Source organism: Variovorax sp. V93 (assembly GCF_041154485.1).
GTDB classification, from domain to species: Bacteria; Pseudomonadota; Gammaproteobacteria; order Burkholderiales; family Burkholderiaceae_C; genus Variovorax; species Variovorax beijingensis_A.
This window is the reverse complement of the sequence record NZ_AP028669.1, coordinates 3,760,256-3,786,200: the sequence shown is the minus strand read 5'-3', so window position 1 is coordinate 3,786,200 and position 25,945 is coordinate 3,760,256. Positions and strand designations below refer to the sequence as shown.

Here is a 25,945-nt window from a genome sequence, read left to right as displayed (position 1 = left end):
CGGCGCGGTCTTCCTCAGCGGTAGCTCTGGAAGACGCGGCTGCCGCCGTCGGCCAGCACCAGCAGAACGTCGTAGGGATCGTGCCGATCGCCGTAGGCGGCGCCGTCCATGCCCGGCGATCCCACCGGCATGCCGGGCACGGCGAGGCCGATGGCTTTGGGCTTTTCGCGCAACAGCCTGTGCACCTCGCGCGCGGGCACGTGGCCTTCGAGCGCATAGCCGCCGACCAGGCCGGTGTGGCATGAGCCCAGCCTGGCGGGAACGCCGAGCCGGGTGCGCGCGGCGCTGTTGCCAGCGTCGTGCACGCGGGTCGCGAAGCCGTTGGCCTCGAGGTGCCTGACCCAGTCCTGGCAGCACCCGCAGTTCGGGTCCTTCCAGATCTCGACCATCGGCGCGGCGGCCGATGCGGCCGGCGGCCATGCCGCCGTGGATGCGAACGCGAGCAGCGGGGCGGCGCGCAGAAGAAGGGTGCGTCTTTGCATGGTTTGTTTCTCCTCAGGACGCCAGCTGCGCGCGGGCCTTGCCGGCCCACGCCTGCAGGTTGTCGAGCAGGTCTTTCTGGCTGAAGGAACAGCTCTCTTCGCTGAACAGCGCGCTCGACTCGAGCCGGTCGAGCAGGTTCAGCAGCACCTCGCCATAGCGCGGCGGCAGCGCCGCGAGCAGTTCGCTGCTCGCGCGCGCCTCGTTCGAGAGCGCGGCGACCGATCCGCCGCCGCCTTGCAGCGCCGCGATTCCGCTGCTGACGGCTTCGAGCTGCCGTGCGGCGGTGCTCATAAGGCAACCTCCGCGCTACGCGCTGCGGTGCGAGCCCCCTTCGGAGCGGCCGGGCGGGGGCTCATGACGAAGCCTTTCCAGGTGGCGGCAGCGAGAGGCCGCGTTCGCGCATCAGGTCGCGCAGCACGTCGGGGTAGTCGGTGATGATGCCGTCCACACCCCAGTCCATCAGCCGCAGCATGTCGGCGCGCTGGTTCACGGTCCAGGGCAGCACCTTGAGGCCGAGGCCCTGCGCTTCCTTGATGGCGGGCCGTGTCAGGTCGTTGTAGGCGGGCGACCAGATGACGGGCCCGCCCGCCGTGCCGGCCGCGGCCTTGACCAGCTGCGGCGTCGAGGCGAACTGCGCGGCGTCGAGGCCGGCCGTCCAGCGGCTGTCCTTGAGCGTGCGCGGGGAGCTCAGGTAGGCCCGCGGCAACTGCGGCGCAAGCTGGCCGACCAGCGCGAGCGTGCGCCAGTCGAAGCTCTGGACGGTCACGCGGCCGCCCATCTGCGCCTTGTCGATCTCGGCGAGCAGGGCGCGCACCATCGGCTCGGGCGCGGCGGTCTCGTCGGGCTTGGTGGGATCGATCTTGGTCTCGATGTTGAAGCCCACCGTGGCGGCCGCGGCGCCGCGTGCGCGCACCTGCTCGAACAGTGCGGCCAGGGTCGGGATGCGCTCGCCGTCGCGCGGCAGCTGCAGCGCGAACTGCTTGCCGTAGCTGCTCGCGGGGTTCAGCCGGCCGACGTCGTAGCGCTGCAGTTGCGCCAGCGTGAGAGAACGGAGGGTGGGGCCGGTCTTCGATGCGAGCCAGGCGCCGTTCGCGTCGCGTGTGTGGTCGGCGTTGAGCGCGGTGTCGTGCGAGATCACGACCACGCCGTCGGCCGTGAGCCCGATGTCCAGTTCGAGCGTGCTCACGCCCAGGTCGATGGCGTTGGAGAAGGCCGCCAGCGTGTTCTCCGGCGCGAGCCCGCGCCCGCCGCGGTGCGCCTGCAGGTCGAAGTGCTGCTTGGCCGTGGGGAGAATGGCCGCGCAGCCCGCGATGAGCAATGCGGCGGCAAGCAGTGGGTATTTCATTTCAGCTGCACCTTGATGCCGTCGTCCTGCACCGTGATGTCGCCGATCTCGTAGGTCTTGCGTCCCACCGTGAGCTCGTCGGCCGTGAAGCTGCGCAGCACCTGCCCCTGCAGCAGCTCCTGCGCCACCACCGCGCCCACCTGCTGCAGGCGTTCCGCATCGCGGCCCTGCACGCCCTGCAGCTCGAGGCGCTCGGCCTTGGGGCGGTCCAGGCGCAGCGCGCGCGCTGCGGCGTCGTAGCGCAGCGCGCTGCTGACCGAGACCACGCCCTGCACCGGCGAGGCGGCCAGCAGGGGGCTGGCAATGGTCAGCGTGGCCGTGATGGCCGCGCGGTTGCTGCGCGCGTCCAGGCCCAGCTGCGGATCGCGCAGCCCGACCATGAAGATCTCGGCATAGCGCTCGGCCACCGGAAAGCGCTTGGCGATCTGCGCCTGCAGTTCGTCGCGCGTGGCGGTGTATTCGCTGGTGAAGAAGTTGAAGCCGGCCAGCGCGCAAAGCGGCGCCTGCAGGGCCGCGGCGCCGCACAGCGCGCGCAGCATCCAGCGGCGGGAGGTGGTGAAGGGCAGGGAGCGGATTTGCATACTGCTCGGAGCTTGCCACAGCCCGCGGGGTTCCGGGGAGTCCGGACCTCCGGCCGGCGCGCCGGGCGCATGCTGCTATGCGGACAGGAAAATCTCCTACGCCACGGCGCCGTTCGGCAGGCCACGTTCGAGGCTCCGGAAAAAAAGACCAACGATGCAGGGCACGACGCGAATCGGTATCTCTGGCTGGCGCTATGCGCCATGGCGCGGCCGTTTCTATCCCAAGGGGCTCCCGCAGCGGCTCGAACTCGACTTTGCCTCCCGCATGCTGCCCACCATCGAGATCAACGGCTCGTTCTATTCGCTGCAGCGCCCCGTGTCGTACCAGGCATGGCACGACGCGACGCCCGACGGTTTCGTGTTTGCGGTGAAGGGGCCGCGCTACATCACCCACAACCTGCGGCTCAAGGAACCGCACGGTGCGCTGGCCAACTTCTTTGCATCGGGCGTGTTCGCATTGGGCGCCAAGCTGGGCCCGATTCTCTGGCAGCTGCCGCCGTCGTTGGCCTACGACGCCGGTCGGATCGAGGAATTCCTGGCGCTGCTGCCCAGGGATGGCCGTTCCGCCCTCAAGCTCGCGCGCCAGCACAACGAGAAGCTGGCCGACGACCGCGCGTTGCTGAAGGCACCCGCGAAGCTGCGCATACGGCATGCGGTGGAAGTGCGCCATGCGAGTTTTGCAAATCCGGACTTCATCGCGATGCTGCGCCGCCATGGCGTCGCGCTGGTGGTTGCCGACACGGCGGGGCGCTGGCCGCTGCTCGAAGACCTGTGCGCCGACTTCGTCTACATGCGGCTGCATGGCGACAAGGAGCTCTACGCGAGCGGCTACGGCGATGCCGCGCTCGACCGCTGGGCCGAGCGCATCGATGCCTGGCGCCATGGACGCCAGGTGAAGGACGCAAGGCTGGCCGTACCTTCGCGCCGGTCCTCCGGGCGCAAGGGGCGCGACGTGTTCTGCTACTTCGACAACGACGTCAAGGTGCACGCGCCCTACGATGCCGCGCACCTGGCGGCCCGGCTTGGCGTGGCCACCGGGCTGGGGGCAGGCGACCGCTTCGAACTGCCGCCGGACATGGCCGTGCGAAAGCCGGCGCGCGCGCGGCCGGGCAGGAAGTAGTGCGGCGCTGCGTACCGCCTCAGTCGTGCAGCGACGAAAGGAATTGCTTCAGCTCGGCCGTCTGCGGATTCCCGAACATTTCCGCCGGTGGTCCCATCTCGTGCACGCGGCCCTGGTGCATGAAGATCACGCGGTCGCTCACCTTGCGCGCAAAGCTCATCTCGTGCGTGACCATCAGCAGCGTCATCCCTTCGTCGGCCAGCGACTCCACCACGCGCAGCACCTCGCCCACCAGCTCGGGGTCGAGCGCCGAGGTGATCTCGTCGCACAGCAGCACGGCCGGTTCCATGGCCAGCGCGCGGGCGATGGCCACGCGCTGCTGCTGGCCGCCCGAGAGCTGCTCGGGCATGGCGTCGAACTTCTCGGCCAGGCCCACGCGTTCGAGCAGCTTGCGCGCCTGCGATGCCGCCTCCATGCTGCTGCGCTTCTTCACCAGCGTGGGTGCGAGCATCACGTTCTTGCCGACCGTGAGATGCGGAAACAGGTTGAAGCTCTGGAAGATCATGCCCACGTGCTGGCGCAGCTCGCGCATCGCCATGGCGCTCTCGTGCAGCAGCGGCTTGCCGTCGACCGTGAGCGAGCCTTCCTGGAACACCTCGAGCCCGTTGATGCAGCGCAGCAGGGTGCTCTTGCCCGAGCCGCTCTTGCCGATGATGGCAATGACCTCGCCGCGCTTCACGTCGAGGTCGATGCCCTTGAGCACCTCGTTGGCGCCGTACGATTTGCGCAGCGCGGTCACGCGCACGATCGGCGCGGCGGAGGTCTGGTGGGATTCAAGCACGGCGGCCATGGGATTTCCTCTCGAGATTCTTGGCGTACAGGCTCACCGGGAAGCACAGTACGAAGTAAAGCAGCGCCACGCAGCTGAACACCACGAAGGGCTTGAAGGTGGCGTTCGAAATCATGCTGCCGGCCTTGGTGAGTTCGACGAAACCGATCACCGAGGCGAGCGCCGTGCCCTTGATCACCTGCACCAGGAAGCCCACCGTCGGCGCGATCGCGATCTTCACCGCCTGCGGCAGGATCACGTGGCGCATCTGCTCGCTGAAGCTCAGCGCCAGGCTGCCCGAGGCTTCCCACTGGCCCTTGGGAATGGAGGCCACGCAGCCGCGCCAGATTTCGGTGAGGAAGGCGCTGGTGTAGAGCGTGAGCGCCACGCTGGCCGCGGTCCACGCCGACACGTCGACGCCGAACAGCGCGATGCCGAAGTACGCGAGAAACAGCTGCATCAGCAGCGGCGTGCCCTGGAACAGCTGCACATAGAGGCCGACGGCGCGGCCCATGGCGCTGCCGCCGCGCAGCCGCAGGAACAGCAGCAGGGCGCCCACCAGCCCGCCGCCGATGAAGGCGATGAGCGAGAGCACGACGGTCCAGCGCAGCGCCATCAGCAGGTTGCGCAGGATGTCCCAGAGAGAAAAATCGACCATGGTGGTGGCGTCCTGCGTTCAGCGGCCGAAGAAGAATCTCGGCCCGGCCCAGTTGAGCAGCCTGCGCAGCCCAACGGCCAGCGCCAGGTAGAGCAGCGTGGCGACGATGAAGGCCTCGAAGGCGCGGAAGTTGCGGCTCTGGATGAGGTTGGCCGCATAGCTCAGCTCCTCGGTGGAGATCTGGCCGCACACGGCCGAGCCCAGCATCACGATGATGATCTGGCTCACCATGGCGGGCCACACCTTCTTGAGCGCCGGCGGCAGCACCACGCGCGTGAACACCTGCACCTTGTCGAGCGCCAGGCTCACGGCCGCCTCGATCTGCCCCTTGGGCGTGGCCTCGATGCCGGCGCGGATGATCTCGGTGGCGTAGGCCCCGAGGTTCATCACCATCGCGATCACCGAGGCCACCTCCGGCGTGAGCTTGACGCCCGCCGCAGGCAGCCCGAAGAAGATGAAGAACAGCTGCACGATGAAGGGCGTGTTGCGGATCAGCTCCACATAGCTGCCGACCACCCAGCGCAGCCACGCCGGCCCGCTGGCGCGCGCCCAGGCGCAGGCCACGCCCACGGCCATGCCGATGACGGTGGCGATGGCCGTCAGGCCGACCGTCCACGCGATGCCCTTGGCGAGCAGCCGCCAGTCGACGAGAACTGCACCGAAGTCGAATTCCATGGCCGCGCCCTTGTTCGAGGTTCAGCGGCGCTCAGACCGGCAGGTCGCCGGCGGCCTTGCCGAGCCACTTCTTCGACATGGCGTCCAGCGTACCGTCCTTCTTGGCGGCGGCAATGATCTCGTTGACCTTGGTCTTCAAGGCGGTTTCGCCCTTGGCCACGCCGACGAAGCAGGGGCTGTCCTTCAGCAGCAGCTTGAACTCGGCGCTCACCTTCGGATTCTTGGCGAGCATGTCGCCGGCGACCGCCGCGCTGGTGGCGATGGTTTGCGTCTGGCCGGCCACGAAGGCCGCGATGGTTGCGTTGTTGTCCTCGAAGCGGCGGTAGTCGACGTTCGGCGGCGCCACCTTGTTCAGTTCCTGGTCCTCCATCGCGCCGCGCGTCACGGCAACGGTCTTGCCGGCCATGTCGGCGAAGCTCGTGAGCTTCATGCTCTTGGCCGCATACACGGCCTGGAAGAAGGGCGCATAGGCCGAGGTGAAGTCGATCACCTTCTCGCGCTCGGCGTTCTTGCCGAGCGTGGAGATCACGAGGTCGGCCTTGCGGGTCTGCAGGTAGGGAATGCGGTTGGCGCTGGTCACGGGCACCAGCTCGACCTTGACGCCCAGCTTGGCGGCGATTAGCTCGGCCATCTCGATGTCGAGGCCTTGCGGCTTCATGTTCTTGTCCACCGAGCCGTAGGGCGGATAGTCGGTGGGCACGGCGATCTTGATGGTCTTGGCCTTCAGCACGTTGTCCAGGGCATTCTGGGCCTGTGCGCCGCCGGCGGCGGCCAGCATGGCGATGGATGCAAGCGCGAGCGAGAGATGGCGTTTGGACGAAGAGAAAGTCATAGCAGGGCTCCTAGGTAAGTCGATGAATCGGTGTCGTCGGGGGAGGGCGTGGCGGCCTTGCGCCGCCTGGGAACGGCCGCGGTTTTCTTCTGCTGCAGCGGCGCCAGCGCGTCGCGCAGCTGCGCCAGCGGATCGGTGGGCGCCTGCACGCGCAGGGCCGACTGCACCGTGCCGATGTGCGCGGCCATCAGCGCCTCGGCGGCGGCATGGTCGCCTCGCTCGAGGGCGGCGACGATCTGCACGTGGTCCTCGCAGGACTGCACGGCGTCGTGCGTGGACTGGTAGAGCATGGCGATCAGCGTGGTGCGCGCGGTGAAGTCGCGCAAGGTGTCGGCCAGCAGCGTGTTGCCCAGGCATTCGGCCAGGCACACGTGGAAGTCGCCGAGCAGGAAGCTGCGGTTGCCGACGTCGCTCTCTTTCAGTGCGGCCTTTTCACGCTGCAGGTGCGCCTTCAGCTGGCGCAGCGCGGCCTTGTCGATCTTGCCGGTGCTGCGGATGAGGCCGAGCTCGATGACGCGGCGCGCCTCGAAGGCTTCGCGCGCCTCGTCCTGCGAGGGCTCGATCACGAACCAGCCGCGCCGTGCGCTCACCGTGACGATGCCGCGCGCCGCCAGCCGGGTGAGCGCCTCGCGCACGATCGTGCGGCTGCAGTCGAACAGCATGGCGAGCGGCTGCTCGCCCAGGCGCGAGCCCGGCGCGAGCTTCTGCGCCATCACCGCCTCGACGATGCGTGCACTGATTTCGGATGCGGATGTAGACATTGGCATGCATACCAGCAGCTTTTGTGCCAACTGGTATGCAAGATCTGTGCACCGAAATGGGCCGGCGCCGCGTGCCGGTGGTGCATGCCGCTGCTGTTCAGGGCGCGCTCCCGCCGACGGGGTACCTTGCTCCGCGAATGTCCTCCGGCCTGCGGCCTCCCCCTTTATTTCGCTGCGCAAGGCACCCCATCGACGGGAGCGTTGGACAGAGCGGTCGTTGATCGCAAGATCATTAGCAGCGTGCCCAGTGCACAGGGCATCGGGTGCTCCCCGCAGCGAAATCAAGGAGGAGGCCGCAGGCCGGGGGACATTCGCGGAGGGGAGTACCCGGTGGCCTGTGCACGCCGCCCTGAACAAGAGTGCCCCGAAGAACGACGGCGCCCCGAACCGCCAGCAATCAATCCATCCGCGCGCCCGAAGCCTTCACCGCCTTGTCCCAGCGCGGCGTCTCCGTGGCCAGGAAGCGCGCGAAGTCCTCGCTGCCCAGATAGGCCGGGTCCGCGCCCTGGCTCACCATCCGGTCGCGCACCTCGGCGCTCGTCAGCACCTGCCTGAATGCGTCGCTGAGTCTGGCGACCACGTCCCTGGGCGTGTCCTTGGGTGCGAAGAAACCGTAGAAGCCCACCACCTCGAAGCCCTTGACGCCCGACTCGATCACCGTCGGCACATCGGGCAGCGCGGGGTTGCGCTCGCGGCTGGTCACGGCCAGCGCGCGCACCTTGCCCTGCTTGTGGTAGTTGGCCGCCTGCGGAATCGACTCGGCCATGAACTGCACCTGCCCGGCCATCAGGTCCGTGAAGGCCGGAGCGCTGCCGCGATAGGGGATGTGCACCATGAAGATGCCGGTCGCGGTCTTGAACATCTCGGGCACCAGGTGGCTGATGCCGCCGTTGCCGGCCGAGCCGTAGTTGACCTGGCCGGGCCGTGCCTTGGCGTAGTCGATGAACTGCCGCAGGTTCTGCACCGGCAGCTTGGGCGTGACCAGCAGGGCCAGCGGCTGCATCGCGGTGCGCGCGATGGGTACGAAGTCGCGCTGCGTGTTGTAGGGCAGCTTGCTGTAGAGCGCGCCGTTGATTACGGCCACGCCGGTGTTGGCCAGCATCAGCGTGTAGCCGTCGGCCGGGCTCTTGGCGACCGCGTCGGCGCCCACCGAACCGCCCGCGCCGGGCTTGTAGTCGACGATCAGCGGCTGGCCCAGCACCGCCTGCAGCTTGTCGGTCAGAAGGCGTGCATGCTGGTCGAGCGGGCCGCCGGCCGGAAAGCCGATGACGACCTTGATCGGCTTGTCGGGGTAGGCGGCCATGACGGCGCCACCGATGCCGAACGAGGCGATTGAAAAAGCCGCCAGGAGGGCGGCGCGCACGGGTCGGGTCATGGATCGTCTCCTCTTTTTCAAGTGGAGACGATCATAAGCAGCGGCTCAGCCCGCGAGCGTGGCCTTCAGCGTGATTTCCGGCACGCTGGCCAGCGCCTTCGACAGCGGGCAGCCGGCCTTGGCGGCGGCCGCGATCTGCTGGAACTTCGCCTCTTCCAGGTTGGGCACGGCGGCGTCGAGCTCGAGCGCGATGCGGTCGATCTTGAAGCCCTCGCCGTCCTTGGCCAGCCGCACCGCGGCCTTGGTGTCGATGCGGGTGGCGGTGAAGCCCTCCTTCTCCAGCGCGAAGGCAAAGGCCATCGTCAGACAGGCCGCATGGGCCGCGCCGACGATCTCCTCGGGGTTGGTGCCGCGCTTGTCGTCCTCGAAGCGGCTGGCGAAGCCGTAGGGGTAGTCCTTGAGGGCGCCGGTCTCGGTACTGACCTGGCCCTTGCCGGTCTTGCCGGCGCCTTCCCAGTGAACGCTTGCGTGCTTGTCTGCTGCCATGAAAACTCTCCTTCATTCGGGTGACGGGTGGTGGGAGACGCAGGTATCGCGCGGAACGCCGCGCTTGTCTGTAGTCGCAGGGCGCGTGCGATGAAGATTGCGCGATGGCGGGCAGGCGTCGCCAAGGTGACGCTCCCGGGGGCTTCCCCGATGGGAGCGGCGCGCGGCTCGGCTTAGGCTGCGGCCTGTCTTCCTTCCCTCTCTCTCCTTCTCCCGCCTGCCTTGACCATGCAACCACGCCCGCACTACAAGTTCTGGCCCAAGCGCCTGCCGCATTCGATCACCGTTCCCGCCACCTCGCTGTGGCACAACCTCGCAACCTCGGCGGCGCGCTATCCGGACAAGGCCGCGCTGGTCTTCTTCGGCCGGGTGCTGAGCTATCGCGATTTCGCGGTCCAGGTCGAGCGCCTGGCCGGCACGCTGCATGCGCTGGGCGTGAAGCGCGGCGACCGCGTGGTGCTGGACATGCAGAACTGCCCGCAGCTCGTGATCGCGCATTTCGCGATCCTGCGCGCCAATGCGGTGGTGGTGCCGGTCAACCCGATGAACCGGGCCGAGGAGCTCAAGCACTACATCGTCGACCCCGACGCGAAGGTGGCCATCACCACCGGCGACCTGGCCGGCGAACTTGCCAAGGCCAGCAACGCGCTGCCGCCGGCGCAGCAGCTGGCCCACATGATCGTGACCCAGTTCACCGACGCCTTCGACGCCGATGCGAGCGGCGACGACGCCCCGGCGCCGGCCTGGAAGGAGTGGCTCGCCACGCGCCATCCGCTGCCCGAACTGGCGGGCGGCAAGGCCATGGCCTGGACCGATGCGCTGGCCGCGGGGCATGCCGCGCCCGAGCACGTGGTGGGCGCCAACGACATGGCGCTGCTGCCCTACACCAGCGGCACCACCGGCCTGCCCAAGGGCTGCGTGCACCACCATTCGAGCCTCATGCACAACGCGGTGGCCAGCCAGCTCTGGGGCCAGGCCACCTCGGAAGCGGTGGTGCTGGCGGTGGTGCCCATGTTCCACATCACGGGCGTGGTGAGCATGATGCACACCTCCATCCTCGCGGCGGCCACGCTGGTCATCATGCCGCGCTGGGACCGCGAGGTGGCGGGCCGGCTCATCTCGCGCTGGAAGGTCACGAGCTGGACCAACATCCCCACCATGGTGATCGACCTCATGGCCAGCCCCAACTTCGCGAGCTACGACCTGTCGAGCATCACGCACATCGGCGGCGGCGGCGCGGCCATGCCGCAGGCCGTGGCGCAGCGCCTCTTCGAGCAGTACGGCCTCAAGTACCAGGAGGGCTACGGCCTCACCGAAACCGCCGCGCCTTCGCACACCAACCCCTCGGACCACCCCAAGCAGCAGTGCCTGGGCATTCCGTTCATGAGCACCGATGCGCGCGTGGTCGACCCCGACACACTGGCCGAAATGCCCATTGGCGAATCGGGCGAGATCATCATCCATGGCCCCGAGGTGTTTCAGGGCTACTGGAAGCGCCCCGACGCCACCCAGGCGGCTTTCGTCGAGTTCGAGGGCAAGCGCTTCTTCCGTTCGGGCGACATGGGTCGCATGGACGAGGACGGCTACTTCTTCATGACCGACCGCCTGAAGCGCATGATCAACGCGAGCGGCTTCAAGGTCTGGCCGGCCGAGGTCGAGCTGCTGATGTTCCGCCATCCCGCCATCCAGGAGGCCTGCGTCATTTCCACCCGGGACGACTACCGCGGCGAATCGGTCAAGGCCGTGGTGGTGCTGCGCGCCACGCACAAGGACACCACCGAGCAGCAGATCATCGACTGGTGCCGCGAGAACATGGCGGTCTACAAGATCCCGCGCAAGGTGCAGTTCGTCGACGCGCTGCCCAAGAGCGGCAGCGGCAAGGTGATGTGGCGGCTGCTGCAGGAAGACGAAAACAAATGATTCAGCCGGGCGGGGCGGGCACTTCGCGCCGAGAATCGACGCTCCTTGCACCCTGTGCGTTCCGTTCCTGCCTGCATGCGCTTTCGCCCGGTTTTTTCTCTTCTTCTTTTTGCATTCGTCTCTCTGCCGCTGCTGGCTCGCGCCGAGCCCCGCAGTTGCCTGGTGGTCGGCATCAGCGACGGCGACACGCTCACCGCGCGCTGCGGGCGTGCCGGCTCCTATGAGCAGATCAAGGTGCGCATCGCCGCGATCGATGCGCCCGAAAGCAGGCAGCCCTATGGCCAGCGCAGCCGGCAGGCGCTGAGCCGGCTCTGCCACGCCGTAGAGGCGCAGATCACGCCGCGCGACACCGACCGCTACGGGCGCACCGTGGCCGACGTGGCTTGCAACGGCGAGGACGCCGCAACCCGCATGGTGTCCGGCGGCTGGGCCTGGGTCTACGACTACGACGGCATCGCGACCAGGCGCGGCGGCGGGCTCTTCAAGCTGCAGGACGCCGCGCGTGCGCAAGGCCTGGGGCTGTGGGCCGATTCGAAGCCGACGCCGCCCTGGGACTGGCGGCGCGAGCGGCGCGAGCACCACTGGAGCGACGCCTTTTTCTGAGCCCCCGGCCGCTGTCATGGCGGATTCATGCGGGCGCGAGACCATCATGGGTTCTCGCAACCCATGACGACAAGAAGATGGCCAAAGATTTCGAGCAAATGGAGGACTCCAATCCCTCCGCCAATCCCACCATCCACGAAGTTTCCGACCCGCAGCGCCGCGTGTTCGTGCGCGGCGGCCTGGCGGCGGCCGTGGCGGGCCTTTTCGGTCCCCTGGCGGCCGGCACGCTGGCCGGCTGCGCCAGCACCGGCCCTTCGGTGAGCACGCTGGGCCGGGCCATCGGCTTCAAGAGCGTGCCCATGGCCGCCGTCGACCGCGTCGTCGTGCCCGAGGGCTACAGCGCGCAGGTGCTCTACCGCTGGGGCGACGCCACCGGCATCGCTGGCCAGATGCCCGCATTCAAGACCGATGGCTCCAACACCGCGGACGAACAGGCCCTGCAGGCCGGCATGCATCACGACGGCATGGCCTTCTTTCCGCAGGGCGGATCGAACCGCGGCCTGCTGGTGCTGAACCACGAATATGTCGACGACGGCCTGCTGCATCCGGACGGCATGAAGACCTGGACGGCCGAGAAGGTGCGCAAGTCGATGAACGCGCATGGCGTCTCGGTGATCGAGCTGCAGCGCGAAGGCACGAAGTGGACGCAGGTGCTGCCGTCGCGCTTCGCGCGCCGCATCACCGCGCTCACGCCGATGACGCTCACCGGCCCCGCCGCCGGCCACCCCATGCTGCGCACCGCGGCCGACCCCACGGGCACGCAGGTGCTCGGCACCTACAACAACTGCTCGAACGGCCAGACGCCATGGGGCACCTACCTGACCTGCGAAGAAAATTTCGCGGATTACTTCGAAGGCATCGACACGCCCGACGCGCACCAGAAGCGCTGGGGCATCAAGAAGGGCAACGGCGCCAAGTACCGCTGGCACGAGCACGACGCGCGCTTCGACGTGGCGAAGCACCCGAACGAATCCAACCGCTACGGCTGGGTGGTCGAGATCGATCCGCAGGACCCGGCCTCGACGCCGCGCAAGCGCACCGCGCTCGGCCGCGCCGCGCACGAAGGCGCCGCCACCGCGCTCACCAACGACGGCCGCGCGGTCATCTACATGGGCGAGGACTCGCGCTTCGAATACATCTACAAGTTCGTGAGCCGCGACAGGGTGCAGCCCGGCGGCGCGGCCGCCAACCGCGACCTGCTCGACCACGGCACGCTGTACGTCGCCCGCTTCGACGTGGACGGCACCGGCGAGTGGCTGCCGCTGGTGCAGGGCAGGAACGGGCTCGTCGCCGACAAGGGCTTCGCGACCCAGGGCGACGTGCTCATCAAGGCGCGCCAGGCCAGCGACCTGCTGGGCGCCACCAGGATGGACCGTCCCGAATGGACCACCGTCGATCCGCTGACGAAGGAGGTCTATTGCACCCTCACCAACAACAGCAACCGCGGTGCGCCGGGCCAGCCCTTCATGGACGCGGCCAATCCGCGCTCCAACAACACGATGGGCCAGATCATCCGCTGGAAGGAAAGCGGCGACCTCGATGCGACGAAGTTCGCCTGGAACCATCTCGTGCTTGCGGGCGATCCGAAGCAGCCGCGCTACGAAGCGCAGGGCAACATCAAGGGCGACGCCTTCGGCAGCCCCGACGGCCTGATGGTCGATGCACGCGGCGTGCTGTGGATCGAGACCGACGTCTCGACCTCCACGCTCGGCAAGGGCGAATACGCCAACCTGCCGAACAACCAGATGCTGGCCTGCGACCCGACGAAGGGCGAAATCCGCCGCTTCCTGCTCGGGCCGGCCGGCTGCGAGATCACAGGCCTCACGGCCACGCCCGATCTGCGCACGCTCTTCATCAACATCCAGCATCCGGGTGAGCCGGCCAACGAGCGCAGCGACCCGGAACGTCCGCTCGCCGTGTCGAAGTGGCCGGACGGCGCCGGGCGCCCGCGCTCGGCAACGGTCGCCATCACGAAGAACGATGGCGGCGTGGTCGGAACCTGACGCGGGAAGGGGCAGGGCGCTCCGAAGGGGCCTTCGGGCGCGCCGCTAGGACTCGCTCCTGCCCTGCACGTCCGCCACCACGCGCGCATTGCGCTGGAAGCTCCAGTAGGCGCTGGCCCAGTCCATCATCACCACGATGCGGTTGCGGAATCCGATCAGGAAGTACGCATGCGCGAACAGCCAGAACAGCCATGCGAGCCGGCCGCTGAAGCGCAGCGGGCCGAGGGGCGTTTCCAGGTCCACCACCGCCGAGTTGCGGCCGATGGTGGCCAGGTTGCCGTAGTCCCGGTAGCGGAAAGGCACCGTCGGCTCGCCCGCGATGCGGCGAAGAATGTTGGCGGCCGCCGCGCGGCCCATCTGCTTGGCGCCGGGCGACACGCCGGGCACCGGTTTGGGCGGCTTACCGGGCGCGTAGCTCAGGGCCGCGGCCAGGTCGCCCACCACGCTGATCTCGGGATGGCCCGGCAGGCTCAGGTCGGGCTCGACCTTGACGCGGCCGGCGCGGTCGCATTCGGCGCCGGTCGCCTCGCCCAGCATGCGCCCCAGCGGCGAAGCTGCGACGCCTGCCGCCCACACCACGCAGCTGGTGTCGATGCGGTAGCCGGTGGCGGGTGCGCCGTCGGCGCCACCGCCGGACTGCACTTCGAGCCCGCCGGCGTCGATGGCGGTCACGCGCGCATTGAGCCGCACTTCGACGCCGAGTTTTTCCAGTTGGTCGAGCGCCTTCTGGCTGAGGTTCTCGGGCATGGCCTGCAGCACGCGCGGTCCGCCTTCGATCAGCAGCACCTGCGCGCTCCCGGGGTCGATGTGGCGGAACTCGCCGGCGAGCGTGTGCTTGGCAATCTCGGCCAGCGTGCCTGCCATTTCGACCCCCGTCGGGCCGGCGCCGATCACCGCGAAGGTGAGCAGGGCGCGGCGGCGCTCCGGGTCGGTTGCGGTTTCGGCCGCCTCGAACGACATCAGCACGCGGCGGCGGATCTCGAAGGCGTCGGCCAGCGTCTTCAGGCCGGGCGCGACGGGCGCCCATTCGTCATGGCCGAAATAGCTGTGCGTGGCGCCGGCCGCGACGACCAGGTGGTCGTAGCTCACCAGGCTGCCGTTGGCCAGCCGGACCGCGCGCGCGGCCGGATCGATGGCACTCACTTCGCCGAGCAGCGTGGTGATGCGCGGCTGCTGGCGGAACAGGGCGCGCACCGGCGCCGCGATCGACGGCGCGGCCAGGCCGGCGGTCGCCACCTGGTAGAGCAGGGGCTGGAACAGGTGGTGGTTGGTCTTCTCGATCACCGTCACGTCCACGTCGGCGCTTTCGAGCCGGCGCGCGGCTTCGAGTCCACCGAATCCGCAGCCGACGATGACGACATGGGGGCGGGCGGAGGCGTTGGTCGTTTGCATCGAACAGATGATACGCAGCCGCCCTGCACGCCGGCCGATCTTGTGCCAAAGTGGCTCCCCCACCGATGCCTGCATTGCGGCGCGGCGTGACGCCGCGCTTCAAGGGCGCGAACTTGTCCTACGCGCTGCTGCAACGGCCATCGGCTACAAATTGCGGTTGACCCGACTGGAGACACCATGACGCTTTCCCGGCCGATCACCCAGGCGGCAAGCGCGCTGCGCGGCAAGTTCCGCGAAGTGCGCGCCGCCAGCCTGGCACTCGCCGCGCCGCTCTCCGCCGAAGACCAGTGCATCCAGTCGATGCCCGACGCGAGCCCGACCAAATGGCATCTCGCGCACACGACCTGGTTCTTCGAGACCGTCCTGCTCCAGCCGCATGCGGCGGGCTACGGGCCTTTCGACGAGCGGTTCCATTACCTCTTCAACTCGTACTACGAAGCGCTCGGCCCGCGCCATCCGCGCCCGCAGCGGGGGCTGCTCACGCGCCCTTCCGTGGACGAGGTGCATGCCTATCGCACCCATGTCGACGAGGCGGTGCTCGCGCTGCTCGACGCCGGCGCCGGCGAGCGCGACTGGGCGGCCATCGAGCCCATCGTCACGCTCGGGCTGCATCACGAACAGCAGCACCAGGAGCTGCTGCTCACCGACATCCTGCATGCCTTGTCATGCAATCCGCTGTTGCCCGCCTACCGGCCCGCGGCAGGGCCCGCGCTGCGGCTGGCTGCCGTGCCGCCGGCCATGCGCTGGCTGCCGCAGCCCGGCGGCCTGGTGCAGGTGGGCCATGAGGGTCCGCAGCAGGGCTTTGCCTTCGACAATGAAACGCCGCGCCACGCGGCCCTGCTGCAGCCCCATGCCATTGCCGACCGGCTGGTGAGCTGCGGCGACTATGCGCAGTTCATTGCCGACGGCGGCTACCAGCGCCCCGAGCTCTGGCTCTCCGACGGCTGGGCGGCGGTGCAGGCGCAGGGCTGGCGCCATCCGGCCTATTGGCTTGCAGCCGACGATCCCCGGCTGCAAGCCCAGCAGTCGCAGGGCGGATGGCAGGTGTTCGGCCCGCATGGCGTGCGGCCGATGGAGGCCGATGCGCCCGTGTCGCAGCTGAGCTTCTACGAGGCCGCCGCCTATGCCGAATGGGCCGGTGCGCGCCTGCCGACCGAATTCGAATGGGAAGCGGCCTTCGATGCGCCTGGCATCTCGCAAATGACGGGCCACGTCTGGCAGTGGACGCGCTCCTCCTACGACCCGTATCCCGGATTCAGGCCCATGCCCGGCATCGCGGCCGAATACAACGGCAAGTTCATGGTGGGCCAGCTGGTGCTGCGTGGCGGCAGCGTCGCCACGCCGGCCGGGCACACGCGGCCCAGCTACCGCAATTTCTTTCCGCCGGCGGCGCGCTGGCAGTTCTCGGGGCTGCGGCTCGCGAAAGACATCTGAATCATGCGCAATCCAAGCTCCTCGTCCTCCTTTTCGTTTGCCGCCGCCCAACAGCAGCAGCGCCAGCCTGTCGCACCCGCCGCCCCGGAAAGTGCGGCGCTCTCCGAGTTCGGCCGCGAGATGCGGGCGGGCCTTGCGCGCAGGCCGCGCAGCATTTCGCCCAAGTATTTTTATGACGCCGCGGGGTCGCAGCTGTTCGACCGCATTTGCGAACTGCCCGAGTACTACCCCACCCGCACCGAGCTGCGCATCCTCGGCGAATGCGCGGGCGAGATCGCCGCGCAGGTGGGGCCGGGCGCCGAGATCGTCGAGTTCGGCGCCGGCTCGCTCACCAAGGTGCGGCTGTTGCTCGATGCGCTCGAGGCGCCCCGGCGCTACCTGCCGATCGACATCTCGGGCGAGCACCTGGCGGCCGCGGCCGAGCGGCTCAAGGCCGACTATCCGGAGCTGGCGGTGCAGCCGATTGCGGCGGACTACACCATGCCGCTGGTGCTGCCCGCGCCGCTCGCGGGTGCGGGCAAGCGGGTGGGCTTTTTCCCCGGCTCGACGATCGGGAATTTCGAGCCCGACGAGGCGCTGGCCTTCCTGCAGCTCGCGGCGCGCATGCTGCGCGGCGGCGGGCTGCTGATCGGCGTCGACCTGGTGAAGGACCCGGGCCGCCTGCATGCGGCCTACAACGATGCGCAGGGCGTGACCGCCGCGTTCAACCTCAATTTGTTGCGGCGCGCCAATACCGAGCTCGATGCGAATTTCGACCTCGACGGCTTTGCGCACGCGGCGTTCTATAACGCGCCGAAGCAGCGCATCGAGATGCACCTGGTGAGCCGGCGGGACCAGATCGTCTCGCTGAACGGCGAGCGCTTTGCGTTCGAGGAAGGGGAGACCATCCACACCGAGTACTCGCACAAGTTCACCGTGGAAGGGCTGCGGGCTTTGGCGGTGAAGGCGGGGTTCCGGCCGGGGGCGGTGTGGACGGATCCGGAGAGGCTCTTCAGCGTGCATTGGCTTGGGGCTTGATTTGTTTTGAGGTCGCCCGCCGGGGCGAGTCCCGGCCCCGAACCTCAAACGGCATAACCCAGGCCGGAATCGTCTGCCAAACGCAACGGGCACAATACCCCTTCCCCGCGCGGCCCCGCACCCGCCAAGTGCGCCCCCCCGCCACCCCCGTTGGAGTGCAAAGACCATGAAAGCAACCTGGAACGGCGTCACCATCGCCGAAAGCGACGACACCGTGCTCGTCGAAGGCAACCACTATTTCCCGATGAGCTCGCTCAATCGCGACCATGTGACCTTCAGCAACCACAAGACCACCTGCGCCTGGAAGGGCACGGCCAGCTACTACTCGCTGCTGGTCAATGGCGAGCTCCACACCGACGCCGCCTGGTACTACGCCGACCCGAAGCCCGAAGCCGAGGAAATCCGCGATCGCGTGGCGTTCTGGAAGGACGTGAAGGTCACCGCGTCGTGACCACGGCCGCATTCGCTCCACCCTTCGTCCAGCCTGCCGAGCTGCAGGCCGCGCTGCGCGAGCAAGGCTATGCCGTGTTGAGCCCGCAAGGCGTGAGCGACTGGCTGGGCGTGCCGCTTGCGCAGCTCGAGGCGCTGCATGCCGACTGGAACGATCTCCCGCCGGATGAATACCTGAAGGACGGCGGGCGCTATCGCACGCGGCGCCACGCCTGCTTCACGGTCGAAGGAGATTCGATCGCGCAGGCGCCGCACCGCGCGCACTGGCAGCCGGTCGAATACAACGCGCTGCATGGCGGCATGCAGCGCTGGTTCGCGCCCATGCATGAAGCCACCGTGGCGCAGCCGGCCTGGCAGCGTCTGCTGCAGCGCCTGGGCGAAGCCGCGAGCGGCATGCGCGGCGCAGCGGCGGCGCAGCCCTGGTTCGTCGAGGCGCACCAGTTCCGCATCGACACCGCGGGCGGCATCGGACGGCCCACGCCCGAAGGCGCGCACCGCGATGGCGTCGACCTGGTGGCGGTGGCACTGGTCGGGCGCAGCGGCATCAAGGGCGGCGAAACGCGCGTGTTCGAAGCCAGCGGCCGCCGCGGCGAGCGCTTCACCATGACCGAGCCCTGGACGCTGCTCCTGCTCGACGACGCGCGCGTGATCCACGAGTCCACGCCGATCCAGCCGCTCGAGGAGGGCGGCGCAGGCTGGCGCGACACGCTGGTCGTCACCTGCCGCGCCGGAGGTTTCCAGGGGGATTGATCCCGCTGGCTTGAGTCCTACAGCCATCGCCCGGCGCAGAGGTTAAATTCGGGGCCCGGCCCGGTTGCGAGCCGCGCCTGTCCGCGAACGAAAAAGTGAGGTCCGCCATGTTCAATCACATCCTGGTTCCGATCGACGGCTCCGAAACTTCCATGCTCGCGGTCAGCAAGGCCAGCGGCCTGGCGCTGGCGTTCGGAAGCCGCATCACGTTGATCCACGTGATCGACAACTATCCCTTCATCGGCGTGGGTGCGGACTACGCGCTGGGCCAGAACGAATACCTGGCCGCGGCCACCGCGAGCGCGAATGCGGCGCTCGCGCGCGGCGTGGCGGCGCTCGCCGCCGAAGGCCTGCACAGCGACCAGCGCGTGATCGACGGCCACGTGGTGCACGAAGGCATCGTCGACACCGCCATCGCCATCGCGGCTGACCTGATCGTGATGGGCTCGCACGGGCGCAGCGGCATCGAGAAGCTGCTGCTGGGCAGCGTCACGCAGCGCGTGCTGCAGGACGCGCCGATGCCGGTGCTCGTGGTCAAGGGCGGGCTGTAAAAAAAGAGACGCCGAAGAAGAAGTCCGGCGGACTCCGCAGGCAAAGGGCCTGCTGCGTGACGGGGTGCACGAAACCCAGTTCGCTGGCGTGCAACAGCAGGCGCGGTGCACGCGCCCGGACATCGGCGTCGCCGTAGAGCGCATCCCCCAGGATCGGATGGCCGATCGACAGCAGGTGCACGCGCAATTGATGCGAGCGCCCCGTGAGCGGCTCCAGCAGCAGGTGCGTGGCCTCGGTCTTTCCATCCGGCGCTGAAGACGAAGACAGCGCACGCCAGCGCGTGAGGCTGGGCTTGCCGGCCGGGTCCACCTTCTGCAGTGGACGGTTGGGCCAGTCGGCCATCAGCGGCGCATCGATGACCGACCATTCCTCCTGCACCGGCAGCGCGCCGTCCACGATGGCCTCGTAGCGCTTGTGCACGCGGCGCTCGGCAAAGGCGTCACCGAGCGCCCGCTGCATGGCGGCGCCGCGCGCCATCAGCACCAGGCCGCTGGTCGCCATGTCGAGCCGGTGCACGACCAGCGCGTCGGGCCAGCGCCGCATGGCGCGCGCGCTCAGGCAGTCCTGCTTGTCTTCGCCGCGCCCGGGCACGCAGAGCAGGCCGGCGGGCTTGTTCAGAACCAGCAGGTGGGCGTCTTCGTGGATGAGGTCGATGTCCGGCATAGGTAGACGGGAGTGTAGGGAGCAGAGCCCGCGTTCACTGCTGCACCTTGGCGCTGCGCTCATGCGAAGCTCATGAAGCCTCGGCTATCCTCGAGCAGATGTCCGGCCCTGCCTCCCCCGTTCCCGCTCCCGTTTCCCCGGGCTTCACCGAACTCCGGCGCGAGCGCGCGTTCATGCAGATGTGGGTGGCGCGGCTGTTCGGCACGGCGGCCTCGCAAATGCTGCTGGTGGCCATCGGCTGGCACATGTACGAGCTCACCGGCAGCGCCTGGGACCTCGGGCTCGTGGGCCTCTACCAGTTCGTGCCTGCCTTGCTGCTCGCGCTGCTGGCCGGCCATGTGGTCGACCGCCACCATCGCGGCCGCATCGTGGCGGCCTGTTTTGCGGTGCAGGGGCTGGTGGCGCTGGTGCTGCTGCTCGCGGTGGTGCAGCGCTTCGACACGCGCGGCCTGCTGCTGGGGCTGTCGCTGGTGCTGGGCGCGGTGCGGGCCTTCCAGATGCCGGCGCAGCAGGCGCTGACGCCATTGCTGGTGCCGCCCGCCATGCTGCCGCGCGCCATGGCTTTCAGTTCGGCCGGCATGCAGGGCGCGATCATCGGCGGGCCGGCGCTCGGCGGCCTGCTGTTCGTGGCCGGCATGGCGGTGGTGTATGGCGCCAGCGTGCTGTGCTTCGCGGTGGCCTGCGCGCTGGTGTTGCGGCTGCGCTATGCCTACACGCCGGCCGCGCGCGAGCCGGTCACGCTGGCCACGGTGTTCGCGGGCGTCGATTTCATCTGGAAGCGCAAGCCGGTGCTCGGTGCCGTCTCGCTCGATCTCTTCGCGGTGCTGCTGGGCGGCGCGGTGGCGCTGCTGCCGATCTACGCCAAGGACATCCTGCACACGGGGCCTTGGGGGCTCGGCCTGCTGCGCGGAGCGCCGGCGGTGGGCGCGCTGGTGATGTCGATCGCGCTCACGCGCCGGCCCATCGAGCGCAACATTGGCCGCACGCTGCTGATGGCCGTCGGGCTCTTCGGGCTCTGCATGGTGGTGTTCGGCATTTCGCGCAGCTTCATCGTTTCCCTGGTTGCGCTGGCCGTGTCCGGCGGGGCCGACATGGTCAACGTGGTGATCCGCCAGACCCTGGTCCAGCTCGAGACGCCCGATGCGATGCGCGGGCGGGTGAGCGCGGTCAATTCGATCTTCATCGGCGCGAGCAACCAGCTGGGCGAATTCGAGTCGGGCGCCACGGCGGCGCTGCTCGGCCCGGTGGGCTCGGTGGTGGTGGGCGGCGTCGGAACCATGATGGTGGCGCTGGGCTGGTTCAAGCTGTTCCCCTCGCTGGCGCAGCGGGACCGGCTGGTGGTCGCGATGCCCGCGGCGGCCAAGTAGAGCGCAGCGCCGCGGCGGTCAGAAGACCGAAAACGCCAGGGGCGCATCGATCGTGAGGTCGCTCTGCGCCTCGGCCACGCAGGGCAGGATCCAGCCCTCGGCCTTTTCCTCGGCGCTCAGGCCGGGCCATTCGATGATGTGGCGGATGGAGCCCGACACCAGCTGGCAGATGCAGGTGCGGCAGGTGCCGTTGCGGCAGGAGCTCGGCATCTCGATGCCGGCCGCCTCGGCCGATTTCAGCAGCGTGGTGCCGGCCTCGGCGTCGAAGCCGAGGCCCGACGGTTCGAGCCGGACCCTCATCGCTGCGGAGGCTGTGGTTGCTGCTGCTGCTGCTGCTCGCGGCGCTGTTCGCGCAGCATGAAGAGATAGAGGCTTTCGACCTTCTCGCGCGCCCATGGCGTCTTGCGCAGGAACTTGAGGCTGGAGCCCACGCTCGGGTCGATGGCGAAGCAGCGGATCGGAACGAGTTCGCCGAGCCGCTCCCAGCCGTAGTGATCGGCCAGCGCCGTGACGATGGCCTCGAGCGTGAGCCCGTGCAGCGGATTGCGGGGCTGGGCCGGCTTGGCGGGCGCCGAGGCCGGCCCGGCGGGGGCCTCGTCGGTCACTTGTTCTTGAGCTTGCCGCGCGGGATCACCGCCGTGGTGATCGTGCGCACGGGTTCGATGCCGCCGGTGCCCACCGGCTTGGGCGGCGAAGTGTCCTTCTTCGGTTTCTTGGCTTCCTTGTTTGCGCGCTGTTGACCCTTGGCCATATCGACTCCTTTTGATGCTGCGTATGCGGCGTAGTAGCGGGCAGTTTAGCGGTGCGGCGACAATACGCAGTTCCTTTTGATTTCCCCGCATCCATGTCAGATCACGAAGTTCGCCCCGCCACCATGCGCGACGCCAAGGCCGTCGCCGAAGTCCATGCCCTGGCCGCCAAGGCTGCCTACGAAGGCATCCTGCCCGAAGAAGAGCTGCGCGTGCTGGCTCCCGCCTCGCGCGAAGCCAAATGGCGCGAAGCCATCGAGTTCAGCGAGCCGCAGGTGCAGGTGGCGGTGCAGGCCGGAGAAATCGTCGGCTTTGTCGGCTTCGACCGCTCGCGCGACCCCAAGACACCGTCCACCACGGGCGAGATCTGGGCCCTGTACGTCAAGCCCGAGCATTGGGGCCAGGGCATCGGCGTCGCCCTCTGGGACGCCGCGCGCGAAGGCCTCGAGGAAGAAGGCTGCACCACGGTCACGGCCTGGGTGCCCATCCGCAACGACCGCGCCATGCGCTTCTTCGAACTCGCCGGCTTCAAGCGCGAAATGAAGACCGCCAAGACCACCGCGCTGGGCACCGTGCGGGTCGAAGAGATCCGCCTCAAGCGCAGCGTCGCCTGAAGCCTGACGCCCGACGGCCGCCCGCGTACGGGTATTGCCGGCGCGCGCCGCGGTTGCGGCTAAGCTCGCCGCTTCTTTTTTCCCCACACCGACCCTTGCCATGGCCACCAGCCTGCTTCTGCTGCTCGACGACATCGCCACCGTCCTGGACGACGTCTCGGTCCTCACCAAGGTGGCCGCCAAGAAGACGGCCGGCGTGCTCGGCGACGACCTTGCGCTCAATGCGCAGCAGGTCTCGGGCGTCAAGGCCGACCGCGAGCTGCCGGTGGTCTGGGCGGTGTGCAAGGGCTCGTTCGTCAACAAGCTCATCCTGGTGCCCGCGGCGTTGGCCATCGGCACCTGGCTGCCCTGGCTGGTCACGCCGCTGCTGATGGTGGGCGGTGCCTTTCTTTGCTTCGAGGGTTTCGAGAAGCTCGCCCACAAGTTCCTGCACAAGCAGGAGCACGAGGCCGACACCGCGCGCCACGAGCGCGCGGTGGCCGACGAGGCCGTCGACGTGGTGGCGGCCGAGAAGGACAAGATCAAGGGCGCGGTGCGCACCGACTTCATTCTGTCGGCCGAGATCATCGCCATCACGCTGGGCACCGTGCAGGGCCAGTCCTTTGTCACGCAGTTCACCGTGCTCGCGGGCATTGCGCTGGTCATGACCATCGGCGTCTACGGCCTGGTGGCCGGCATCGTGAAGCTCGACGACGCGGGCCTCTACCTGAGCCGGCAGGCGGGCAAGGCCGCGCAGGCCCTGGGCCGCGGCATTCTCGCGGCCGCGCCCTGGCTCATGAAGGCGCTGTCGGTGGCCGGCACCGCGGCCATGTTCCTGGTGGGCGGCGGCATCCTGGTGCACGGCGTGCCGGCCCTCGGCCATGCCGTGGAAGACTGGGCCAAGGCCACCGGCGGCGTGTTCGGCGCGCTCGGGTCGATGGGGGTGAATGCGGGCATCGGCATCGTGGCGGGCGCCATCGTGCTGGCGTGCGTGGAACTCGCCGGCAAGCTGCGCGGCAAGAAGGGCTGAGCCCCGCCGGCTGCAGGGCCGGCCCGTTGCCGCTCTATTTGCCGCGCTGGAACAGCCCGACCGCCACCAGCGCCACGCCCAGCACCAGCGCGAACCAGCCGACCAGGTACGCACCGGCCACCATCTCGAACCAGCGCGTGCCCTGCAGGAAGCGCGGCGCCAGCAGGACGGCGGCGCCGATCACGAGGCAGAGAATGCCGCGCTCGAGCGTGCGGAGTTGTCGTTTGGGTTGCGCCATGGCTTCTTCGCTTGGGAATGGTGGGTTGCGTCAGTGCGACATTGTCCCGCGCATTGCCGCCGGATGGCCCTGCAGCGGGAACGACTTGCCCGTGGGCACCAGCGTGTCGCCGTCCACGCGCAGGATCGTGATGTCCTGGTCGATGAAGTTGCCCACGTAGAGGTACTTGCCGTCGGCGCTCCACACGGCGCCTTCGGGCAGGCCGCGCACCACCACCTCGTTGGCGCGCGTGACCTTCTTGCCATCGATCTTCAGCAGCACCACCGAGCCGTTGCGGTTGTAGAAGTAGGCGTTCTTCGCCGAGTTGCTGCCGCGCAGGATCACGGCCACCGCATGCTTGCCGGTCGGGCTCACGGCCAGGCCCTCGGGCCCGTCGCCGACCACCACCTTGTCGACCACGCGCGGCGGCGCCGCTTCGAGGTCGATCACGCTCACCGTGTCGACCTGCCCGTCGGAGGCGCCCGAGCTGCCGTTGTCGGCCGTGAGCGCGAGCTTGCCGTCGGGCGTCACGTCGACGTTGTAGGGCCAGAGGCCGGCCGCGAGGTCGACCTTGTTGTAGCTGACCTTCTCGCCGTTCACCTCGAGCAGCGCGATCTTGTGGCTGGTGAACTTGGCCGCCAGCGCGCGCTTGCCGTCGGGCGTGAAGCGCACGTGCGCCACCGAATCGCCCATGGCGACGGTGTCGATCAGCGTCACCTGCTTGCCCGCGATGCGCAGCACGCTGACCGAGTTGTCGGCGCGGTTGGCCACCAGCGCGAGGTTGCCGGCGCGGCTGATCGACAGGCCCGAGGGCTGCTTGCCCACGGTGAGCGTGTCGAGCAGCCGGGGCGGGGCGGTGCTCAGGTCGAGCACGAAGAGGCGGTTGTCGGGCACCTGCCTGCGGATGCCGTTCTCTTCCACCACGTTGAGCGAATTGGCCACCAGCGCCAGCGTTTCGCCGGGGGTGATCGCGAGGTTGACGGGCGGGCCGGCGATGGTGTTGTCCAGCTGCAGGCTGCCGACCAACCTGGGCGCCAGCGGATCGGTGCCGATGTCCAGCACCTGCACCGTGTCGCGCCCCATCGGCGCGAGGATCACGGCGCCGGCGTCGCTCCACGACTGCTTCTCGTCGTTGGCCACCAGCATCAGCTGGCGCTGGGGCACGGTGGGGGTCAGGTTCGTGCAGCCCGTGAGGGCGGCCAGGGCAAGCGCGGCCAGTCCGGCTGGATGGAATTTCATGAGGCGGTCTCCGTGTTGTAGGTCTTTGTGCGGCGGGCCGCAGGCGCCCGCAGCGCATGGTAGCGGCACAATCGATCGATCCACCATCGAGAGCGGCACGCATGACCATCGAGATCTCCAAGGAAGCCCGCCAGCAGGCGATCGCGTCGATCGAGCGCTACTTCAACGAGAACATGGAAGAAAAGATCGGCAACATCGCGGCCGGCGCGCTGCTCGGCTTCTTTCTTGAAGAGGTCGGCCCCATCGTCTACAACAAGGCCGTGGCCGACGTGCAGGAGCGGCTGCAGTCGCGCATCTCGGAGGTCGATCTCGAAGTGCACGAGGACGAGTTCCAGTACTGGCGCAAGTTCGAACGGCAGAAAAAGAGCCGGTAGCCTGCGCCGGGCGTCGTGCGCACGCATCGTCCGGCGTTCAAAGATGCTTCCAAACGTTGCAGAATCCCAAGCCATGCAACCACACCGTCCCATTTCGCGTTTTGCTCCTTCTTCGCTGCTGCGCACCCTTGCCGCCTTGCCGCTCGTCCTGGCCGCTTCCCTCGCGGCTGCCCAGCAGGACCCGGCGTCGTTCCCACTGGATTCGGTCGGCTACCTGAACGAGGAGCTGCCGCGCATGGAGGCTGCCATCGCCGCCAGGGACCGCAGCTTCTTCCACGGCGCGATGGCCCGCACGGTGGAGTTCTCGGAGCGCTGGGGCTTCAAGGCGCAGGCCAATCCCGACCTGGCCAAGTACCCGATGTGCACCGAGGCGGTGATGGACTACGTGGTCGTCGGCATGTGCAGGCTCAATCCCGCGAGCGACGGCTGCGAGCCCGGGCTGGCGCCGCGCTTCGAGGCGAATGTGCAGCGCTGCCGCGAGGTGGCGGCGCGAAAATAGGCGTCCCG

At 68.6% G+C, this 25,945-nt stretch carries 32 protein-coding genes; 14 read left to right on the top strand and 18 right to left on the bottom strand.

Going from position 1 to position 25,945, the window contains the following annotated elements; translation table 11 throughout:
- Positions 1–14: 14 nt before the first annotated feature.
- From ACAM54_RS17955 to ACAM54_RS17940, 4 genes are all read right to left on the bottom strand, one after another.
- Positions 15–482: a DUF411 domain-containing protein gene (locus ACAM54_RS17955; RefSeq protein ID WP_369648448.1), complete on the bottom strand. Its 468-nt coding sequence runs from the start codon at positions 480–482 to the stop codon at positions 15–17.
- A 13-nt stretch (positions 483–495) separates the two neighbouring features.
- The gene (locus ACAM54_RS17950; protein WP_209536002.1) at positions 496–774 is read right to left on the bottom strand and encodes a hypothetical protein; all 279 of its coding nucleotides are present in this window, start codon (positions 772–774) and stop codon (positions 496–498) included.
- A gap of 61 nt (positions 775–835) precedes the next feature.
- Positions 836–1,828, bottom strand: coding sequence for a glycerophosphodiester phosphodiesterase (locus tag ACAM54_RS17945; protein WP_369648447.1), 993 nt, complete (start codon positions 1,826–1,828; stop codon positions 836–838).
- Complete coding sequence (locus tag ACAM54_RS17940) at positions 1,825–2,409, bottom strand: DUF1439 domain-containing protein (protein WP_145746131.1); 585 nt, start codon at positions 2,407–2,409, stop codon at positions 1,825–1,827. The genes ACAM54_RS17945 and ACAM54_RS17940 overlap by 4 nt, the downstream gene beginning before the upstream one ends.
- Before the next feature lie 154 nt (positions 2,410–2,563).
- Between ACAM54_RS17940 and ACAM54_RS17935 the strand changes: the two genes are divergently transcribed.
- Entirely contained in the window at positions 2,564–3,529 is a 966-nt protein-coding gene (locus tag ACAM54_RS17935) for a DUF72 domain-containing protein (RefSeq protein ID WP_369648446.1), read from the top strand.
- A gap of 19 nt (positions 3,530–3,548) precedes the next feature.
- Here the strand turns inward: ACAM54_RS17935 and ACAM54_RS17930 are convergent, their stop codons facing one another.
- The 7 genes from ACAM54_RS17930 to ACAM54_RS17900 all read right to left on the bottom strand — a co-directional run bounded on the left by ACAM54_RS17930 (position 3,549) and on the right by ACAM54_RS17900 (position 9,085).
- On the bottom strand, positions 3,549–4,319 hold the full coding sequence (locus ACAM54_RS17930) for an amino acid ABC transporter ATP-binding protein (protein ID WP_307697636.1): 771 nt from the start codon (positions 4,317–4,319) through the stop codon (positions 3,549–3,551).
- The gene (locus ACAM54_RS17925; RefSeq protein WP_307697637.1) at positions 4,303–4,956 is read right to left on the bottom strand and encodes an amino acid ABC transporter permease; all 654 of its coding nucleotides are present in this window, start codon (positions 4,954–4,956) and stop codon (positions 4,303–4,305) included. Before ACAM54_RS17925 ends, ACAM54_RS17930 begins: the two co-directional genes overlap by 17 nt.
- A gap of 18 nt (positions 4,957–4,974) precedes the next feature.
- Positions 4,975–5,631 carry an amino acid ABC transporter permease gene (locus ACAM54_RS17920; RefSeq protein ID WP_369648445.1) on the bottom strand — a complete coding sequence of 219 codons (657 nt, stop codon included), beginning with the start codon at positions 5,629–5,631 and terminating at the stop codon, positions 4,975–4,977.
- A gap of 31 nt (positions 5,632–5,662) precedes the next feature.
- The gene (locus tag ACAM54_RS17915; protein WP_369648444.1) at positions 5,663–6,463 is read right to left on the bottom strand and encodes a transporter substrate-binding domain-containing protein; all 801 of its coding nucleotides are present in this window, start codon (positions 6,461–6,463) and stop codon (positions 5,663–5,665) included.
- Positions 6,460–7,224, bottom strand: coding sequence for a GntR family transcriptional regulator (locus tag ACAM54_RS17910; protein WP_369648443.1), 765 nt, complete (start codon positions 7,222–7,224; stop codon positions 6,460–6,462). The genes ACAM54_RS17915 and ACAM54_RS17910 overlap by 4 nt, the downstream gene beginning before the upstream one ends.
- Positions 7,225–7,621: 397 nt before the next feature.
- Positions 7,622–8,599 (bottom strand): Bug family tripartite tricarboxylate transporter substrate binding protein, encoded by a 978-nt coding sequence (locus ACAM54_RS17905; protein ID WP_369648442.1) that lies wholly within the window; start codon positions 8,597–8,599, stop codon positions 7,622–7,624.
- 45 nt (positions 8,600–8,644) lie between these two features.
- A complete protein-coding gene (locus ACAM54_RS17900) occupies positions 8,645–9,085 on the bottom strand; it encodes an OsmC family protein (RefSeq protein ID WP_028256202.1) in 441 nt (146 codons plus the stop codon).
- A gap of 228 nt (positions 9,086–9,313) precedes the next feature.
- Between ACAM54_RS17900 and ACAM54_RS17895 the strand changes: the two genes are divergently transcribed.
- The 3 genes from ACAM54_RS17895 (at position 9,314) to ACAM54_RS17885 (ending at position 13,611) form a co-directional block, all read left to right on the top strand.
- Positions 9,314–11,005: a long-chain fatty acid--CoA ligase gene (locus ACAM54_RS17895; protein ID WP_369648441.1), complete on the top strand. Its 1,692-nt coding sequence runs from the start codon at positions 9,314–9,316 to the stop codon at positions 11,003–11,005.
- A gap of 75 nt (positions 11,006–11,080) precedes the next feature.
- Entirely contained in the window at positions 11,081–11,608 is a 528-nt protein-coding gene (locus ACAM54_RS17890; RefSeq protein WP_307697640.1) for a thermonuclease family protein, read from the top strand.
- Positions 11,609–11,685: 77 nt separating this feature from the next.
- Entirely contained in the window at positions 11,686–13,611 is a 1,926-nt protein-coding gene (locus tag ACAM54_RS17885) for a PhoX family phosphatase (protein WP_369648440.1), read from the top strand.
- 45 nt (positions 13,612–13,656) lie between these two features.
- Here the strand turns inward: ACAM54_RS17885 and ACAM54_RS17880 are convergent, their stop codons facing one another.
- Complete coding sequence (locus ACAM54_RS17880) at positions 13,657–15,003, bottom strand: NAD(P)/FAD-dependent oxidoreductase (RefSeq protein ID WP_369648439.1); 1,347 nt, start codon at positions 15,001–15,003, stop codon at positions 13,657–13,659.
- 177 nt (positions 15,004–15,180) lie between these two features.
- Here ACAM54_RS17880 and egtB point away from each other — a divergent pair, with 177 nt between their 5' ends.
- From egtB to ACAM54_RS17855, 5 genes are all read left to right on the top strand, one after another.
- Positions 15,181–16,437 carry an ergothioneine biosynthesis protein EgtB gene (gene egtB, locus ACAM54_RS17875; protein WP_369648438.1) on the top strand — a complete coding sequence of 419 codons (1,257 nt, stop codon included), beginning with the start codon at positions 15,181–15,183 and terminating at the stop codon, positions 16,435–16,437.
- 3 nt (positions 16,438–16,440) lie between these two features.
- Positions 16,441–17,454 (top strand): L-histidine N(alpha)-methyltransferase, encoded by a 1,014-nt coding sequence (gene egtD / locus ACAM54_RS17870; RefSeq protein ID WP_369648437.1) that lies wholly within the window; start codon positions 16,441–16,443, stop codon positions 17,452–17,454.
- Between the two features lie 166 nt (positions 17,455–17,620).
- Positions 17,621–17,905 carry a DUF427 domain-containing protein gene (locus tag ACAM54_RS17865; RefSeq protein WP_145746146.1) on the top strand — a complete coding sequence of 95 codons (285 nt, stop codon included), beginning with the start codon at positions 17,621–17,623 and terminating at the stop codon, positions 17,903–17,905.
- A complete protein-coding gene (locus ACAM54_RS17860; RefSeq protein WP_369648436.1) occupies positions 17,902–18,654 on the top strand; it encodes a 2OG-Fe dioxygenase family protein in 753 nt (250 codons plus the stop codon). The genes ACAM54_RS17865 and ACAM54_RS17860 overlap by 4 nt, the downstream gene beginning before the upstream one ends.
- 107 nt (positions 18,655–18,761) lie before the next feature.
- Positions 18,762–19,205: a universal stress protein gene (locus ACAM54_RS17855; RefSeq protein ID WP_015866434.1), complete on the top strand. Its 444-nt coding sequence runs from the start codon at positions 18,762–18,764 to the stop codon at positions 19,203–19,205.
- Here ACAM54_RS17855 and ACAM54_RS17850 read toward each other — a convergent pair.
- Positions 19,189–19,869 carry an RluA family pseudouridine synthase gene (locus ACAM54_RS17850; RefSeq protein ID WP_369648435.1) on the bottom strand — a complete coding sequence of 227 codons (681 nt, stop codon included), beginning with the start codon at positions 19,867–19,869 and terminating at the stop codon, positions 19,189–19,191. The genes ACAM54_RS17855 and ACAM54_RS17850 overlap by 17 nt on opposite strands.
- Before the next feature lie 173 nt (positions 19,870–20,042).
- Here ACAM54_RS17850 and ACAM54_RS17845 point away from each other — a divergent pair, with 173 nt between their 5' ends.
- The gene (locus ACAM54_RS17845; RefSeq protein WP_369650997.1) at positions 20,043–21,236 is read left to right on the top strand and encodes an MFS transporter; all 1,194 of its coding nucleotides are present in this window, start codon (positions 20,043–20,045) and stop codon (positions 21,234–21,236) included.
- Between the two features lie 18 nt (positions 21,237–21,254).
- Here ACAM54_RS17845 and ACAM54_RS17840 read toward each other — a convergent pair whose 3' ends face one another.
- The 3 genes from ACAM54_RS17840 to ACAM54_RS17830 are packed head-to-tail and all read right to left on the bottom strand — an operon-like array spanning position 21,255 to position 21,987.
- On the bottom strand, positions 21,255–21,536 hold the full coding sequence (locus ACAM54_RS17840) for a 2Fe-2S iron-sulfur cluster-binding protein (RefSeq protein WP_145746149.1): 282 nt from the start codon (positions 21,534–21,536) through the stop codon (positions 21,255–21,257).
- Positions 21,533–21,841, bottom strand: a complete 309-nt coding sequence (locus tag ACAM54_RS17835; protein WP_309932708.1) for a VF530 family protein — start codon at positions 21,839–21,841, stop codon at positions 21,533–21,535. The genes ACAM54_RS17840 and ACAM54_RS17835 overlap by 4 nt, the downstream gene beginning before the upstream one ends.
- Positions 21,838–21,987 (bottom strand): hypothetical protein, encoded by a 150-nt coding sequence (locus tag ACAM54_RS17830; protein WP_015866429.1) that lies wholly within the window; start codon positions 21,985–21,987, stop codon positions 21,838–21,840. The genes ACAM54_RS17835 and ACAM54_RS17830 overlap by 4 nt, the downstream gene beginning before the upstream one ends.
- A gap of 93 nt (positions 21,988–22,080) precedes the next feature.
- Between ACAM54_RS17830 and ACAM54_RS17825 the strand changes: the two genes are divergently transcribed.
- Positions 22,081–22,599, top strand: coding sequence for a GNAT family N-acetyltransferase (locus tag ACAM54_RS17825; protein WP_307697643.1), 519 nt, complete (start codon positions 22,081–22,083; stop codon positions 22,597–22,599).
- A 100-nt stretch (positions 22,600–22,699) separates the two neighbouring features.
- Complete coding sequence (locus ACAM54_RS17820; RefSeq protein WP_192323601.1) at positions 22,700–23,608, top strand: DUF808 domain-containing protein; 909 nt, start codon at positions 22,700–22,702, stop codon at positions 23,606–23,608.
- Positions 23,609–23,642: 34 nt separating this feature from the next.
- On the opposite strand, the gene ACAM54_RS17815 is transcribed toward ACAM54_RS17820, so the two are convergent.
- Positions 23,643–23,846, bottom strand: a complete 204-nt coding sequence (locus ACAM54_RS17815) for a hypothetical protein (RefSeq protein ID WP_145746153.1) — start codon at positions 23,844–23,846, stop codon at positions 23,643–23,645.
- Between the two features lie 30 nt (positions 23,847–23,876).
- On the bottom strand, positions 23,877–25,064 hold the full coding sequence (locus ACAM54_RS17810) for a YncE family protein (protein ID WP_369648434.1): 1,188 nt from the start codon (positions 25,062–25,064) through the stop codon (positions 23,877–23,879).
- Between the two features lie 101 nt (positions 25,065–25,165).
- On the opposite strand from ACAM54_RS17810, the gene ACAM54_RS17805 reads away from it, so the two are divergent.
- A complete protein-coding gene (locus ACAM54_RS17805) occupies positions 25,166–25,438 on the top strand; it encodes a DUF2164 domain-containing protein (RefSeq protein ID WP_145746155.1) in 273 nt (90 codons plus the stop codon).
- Positions 25,439–25,511: 73 nt separating this feature from the next.
- Positions 25,512–25,937 (top strand): hypothetical protein, encoded by a 426-nt coding sequence (locus ACAM54_RS17800; RefSeq protein ID WP_145746156.1) that lies wholly within the window; start codon positions 25,512–25,514, stop codon positions 25,935–25,937.
- Positions 25,938–25,945: the final 8 nt, after the last annotated feature.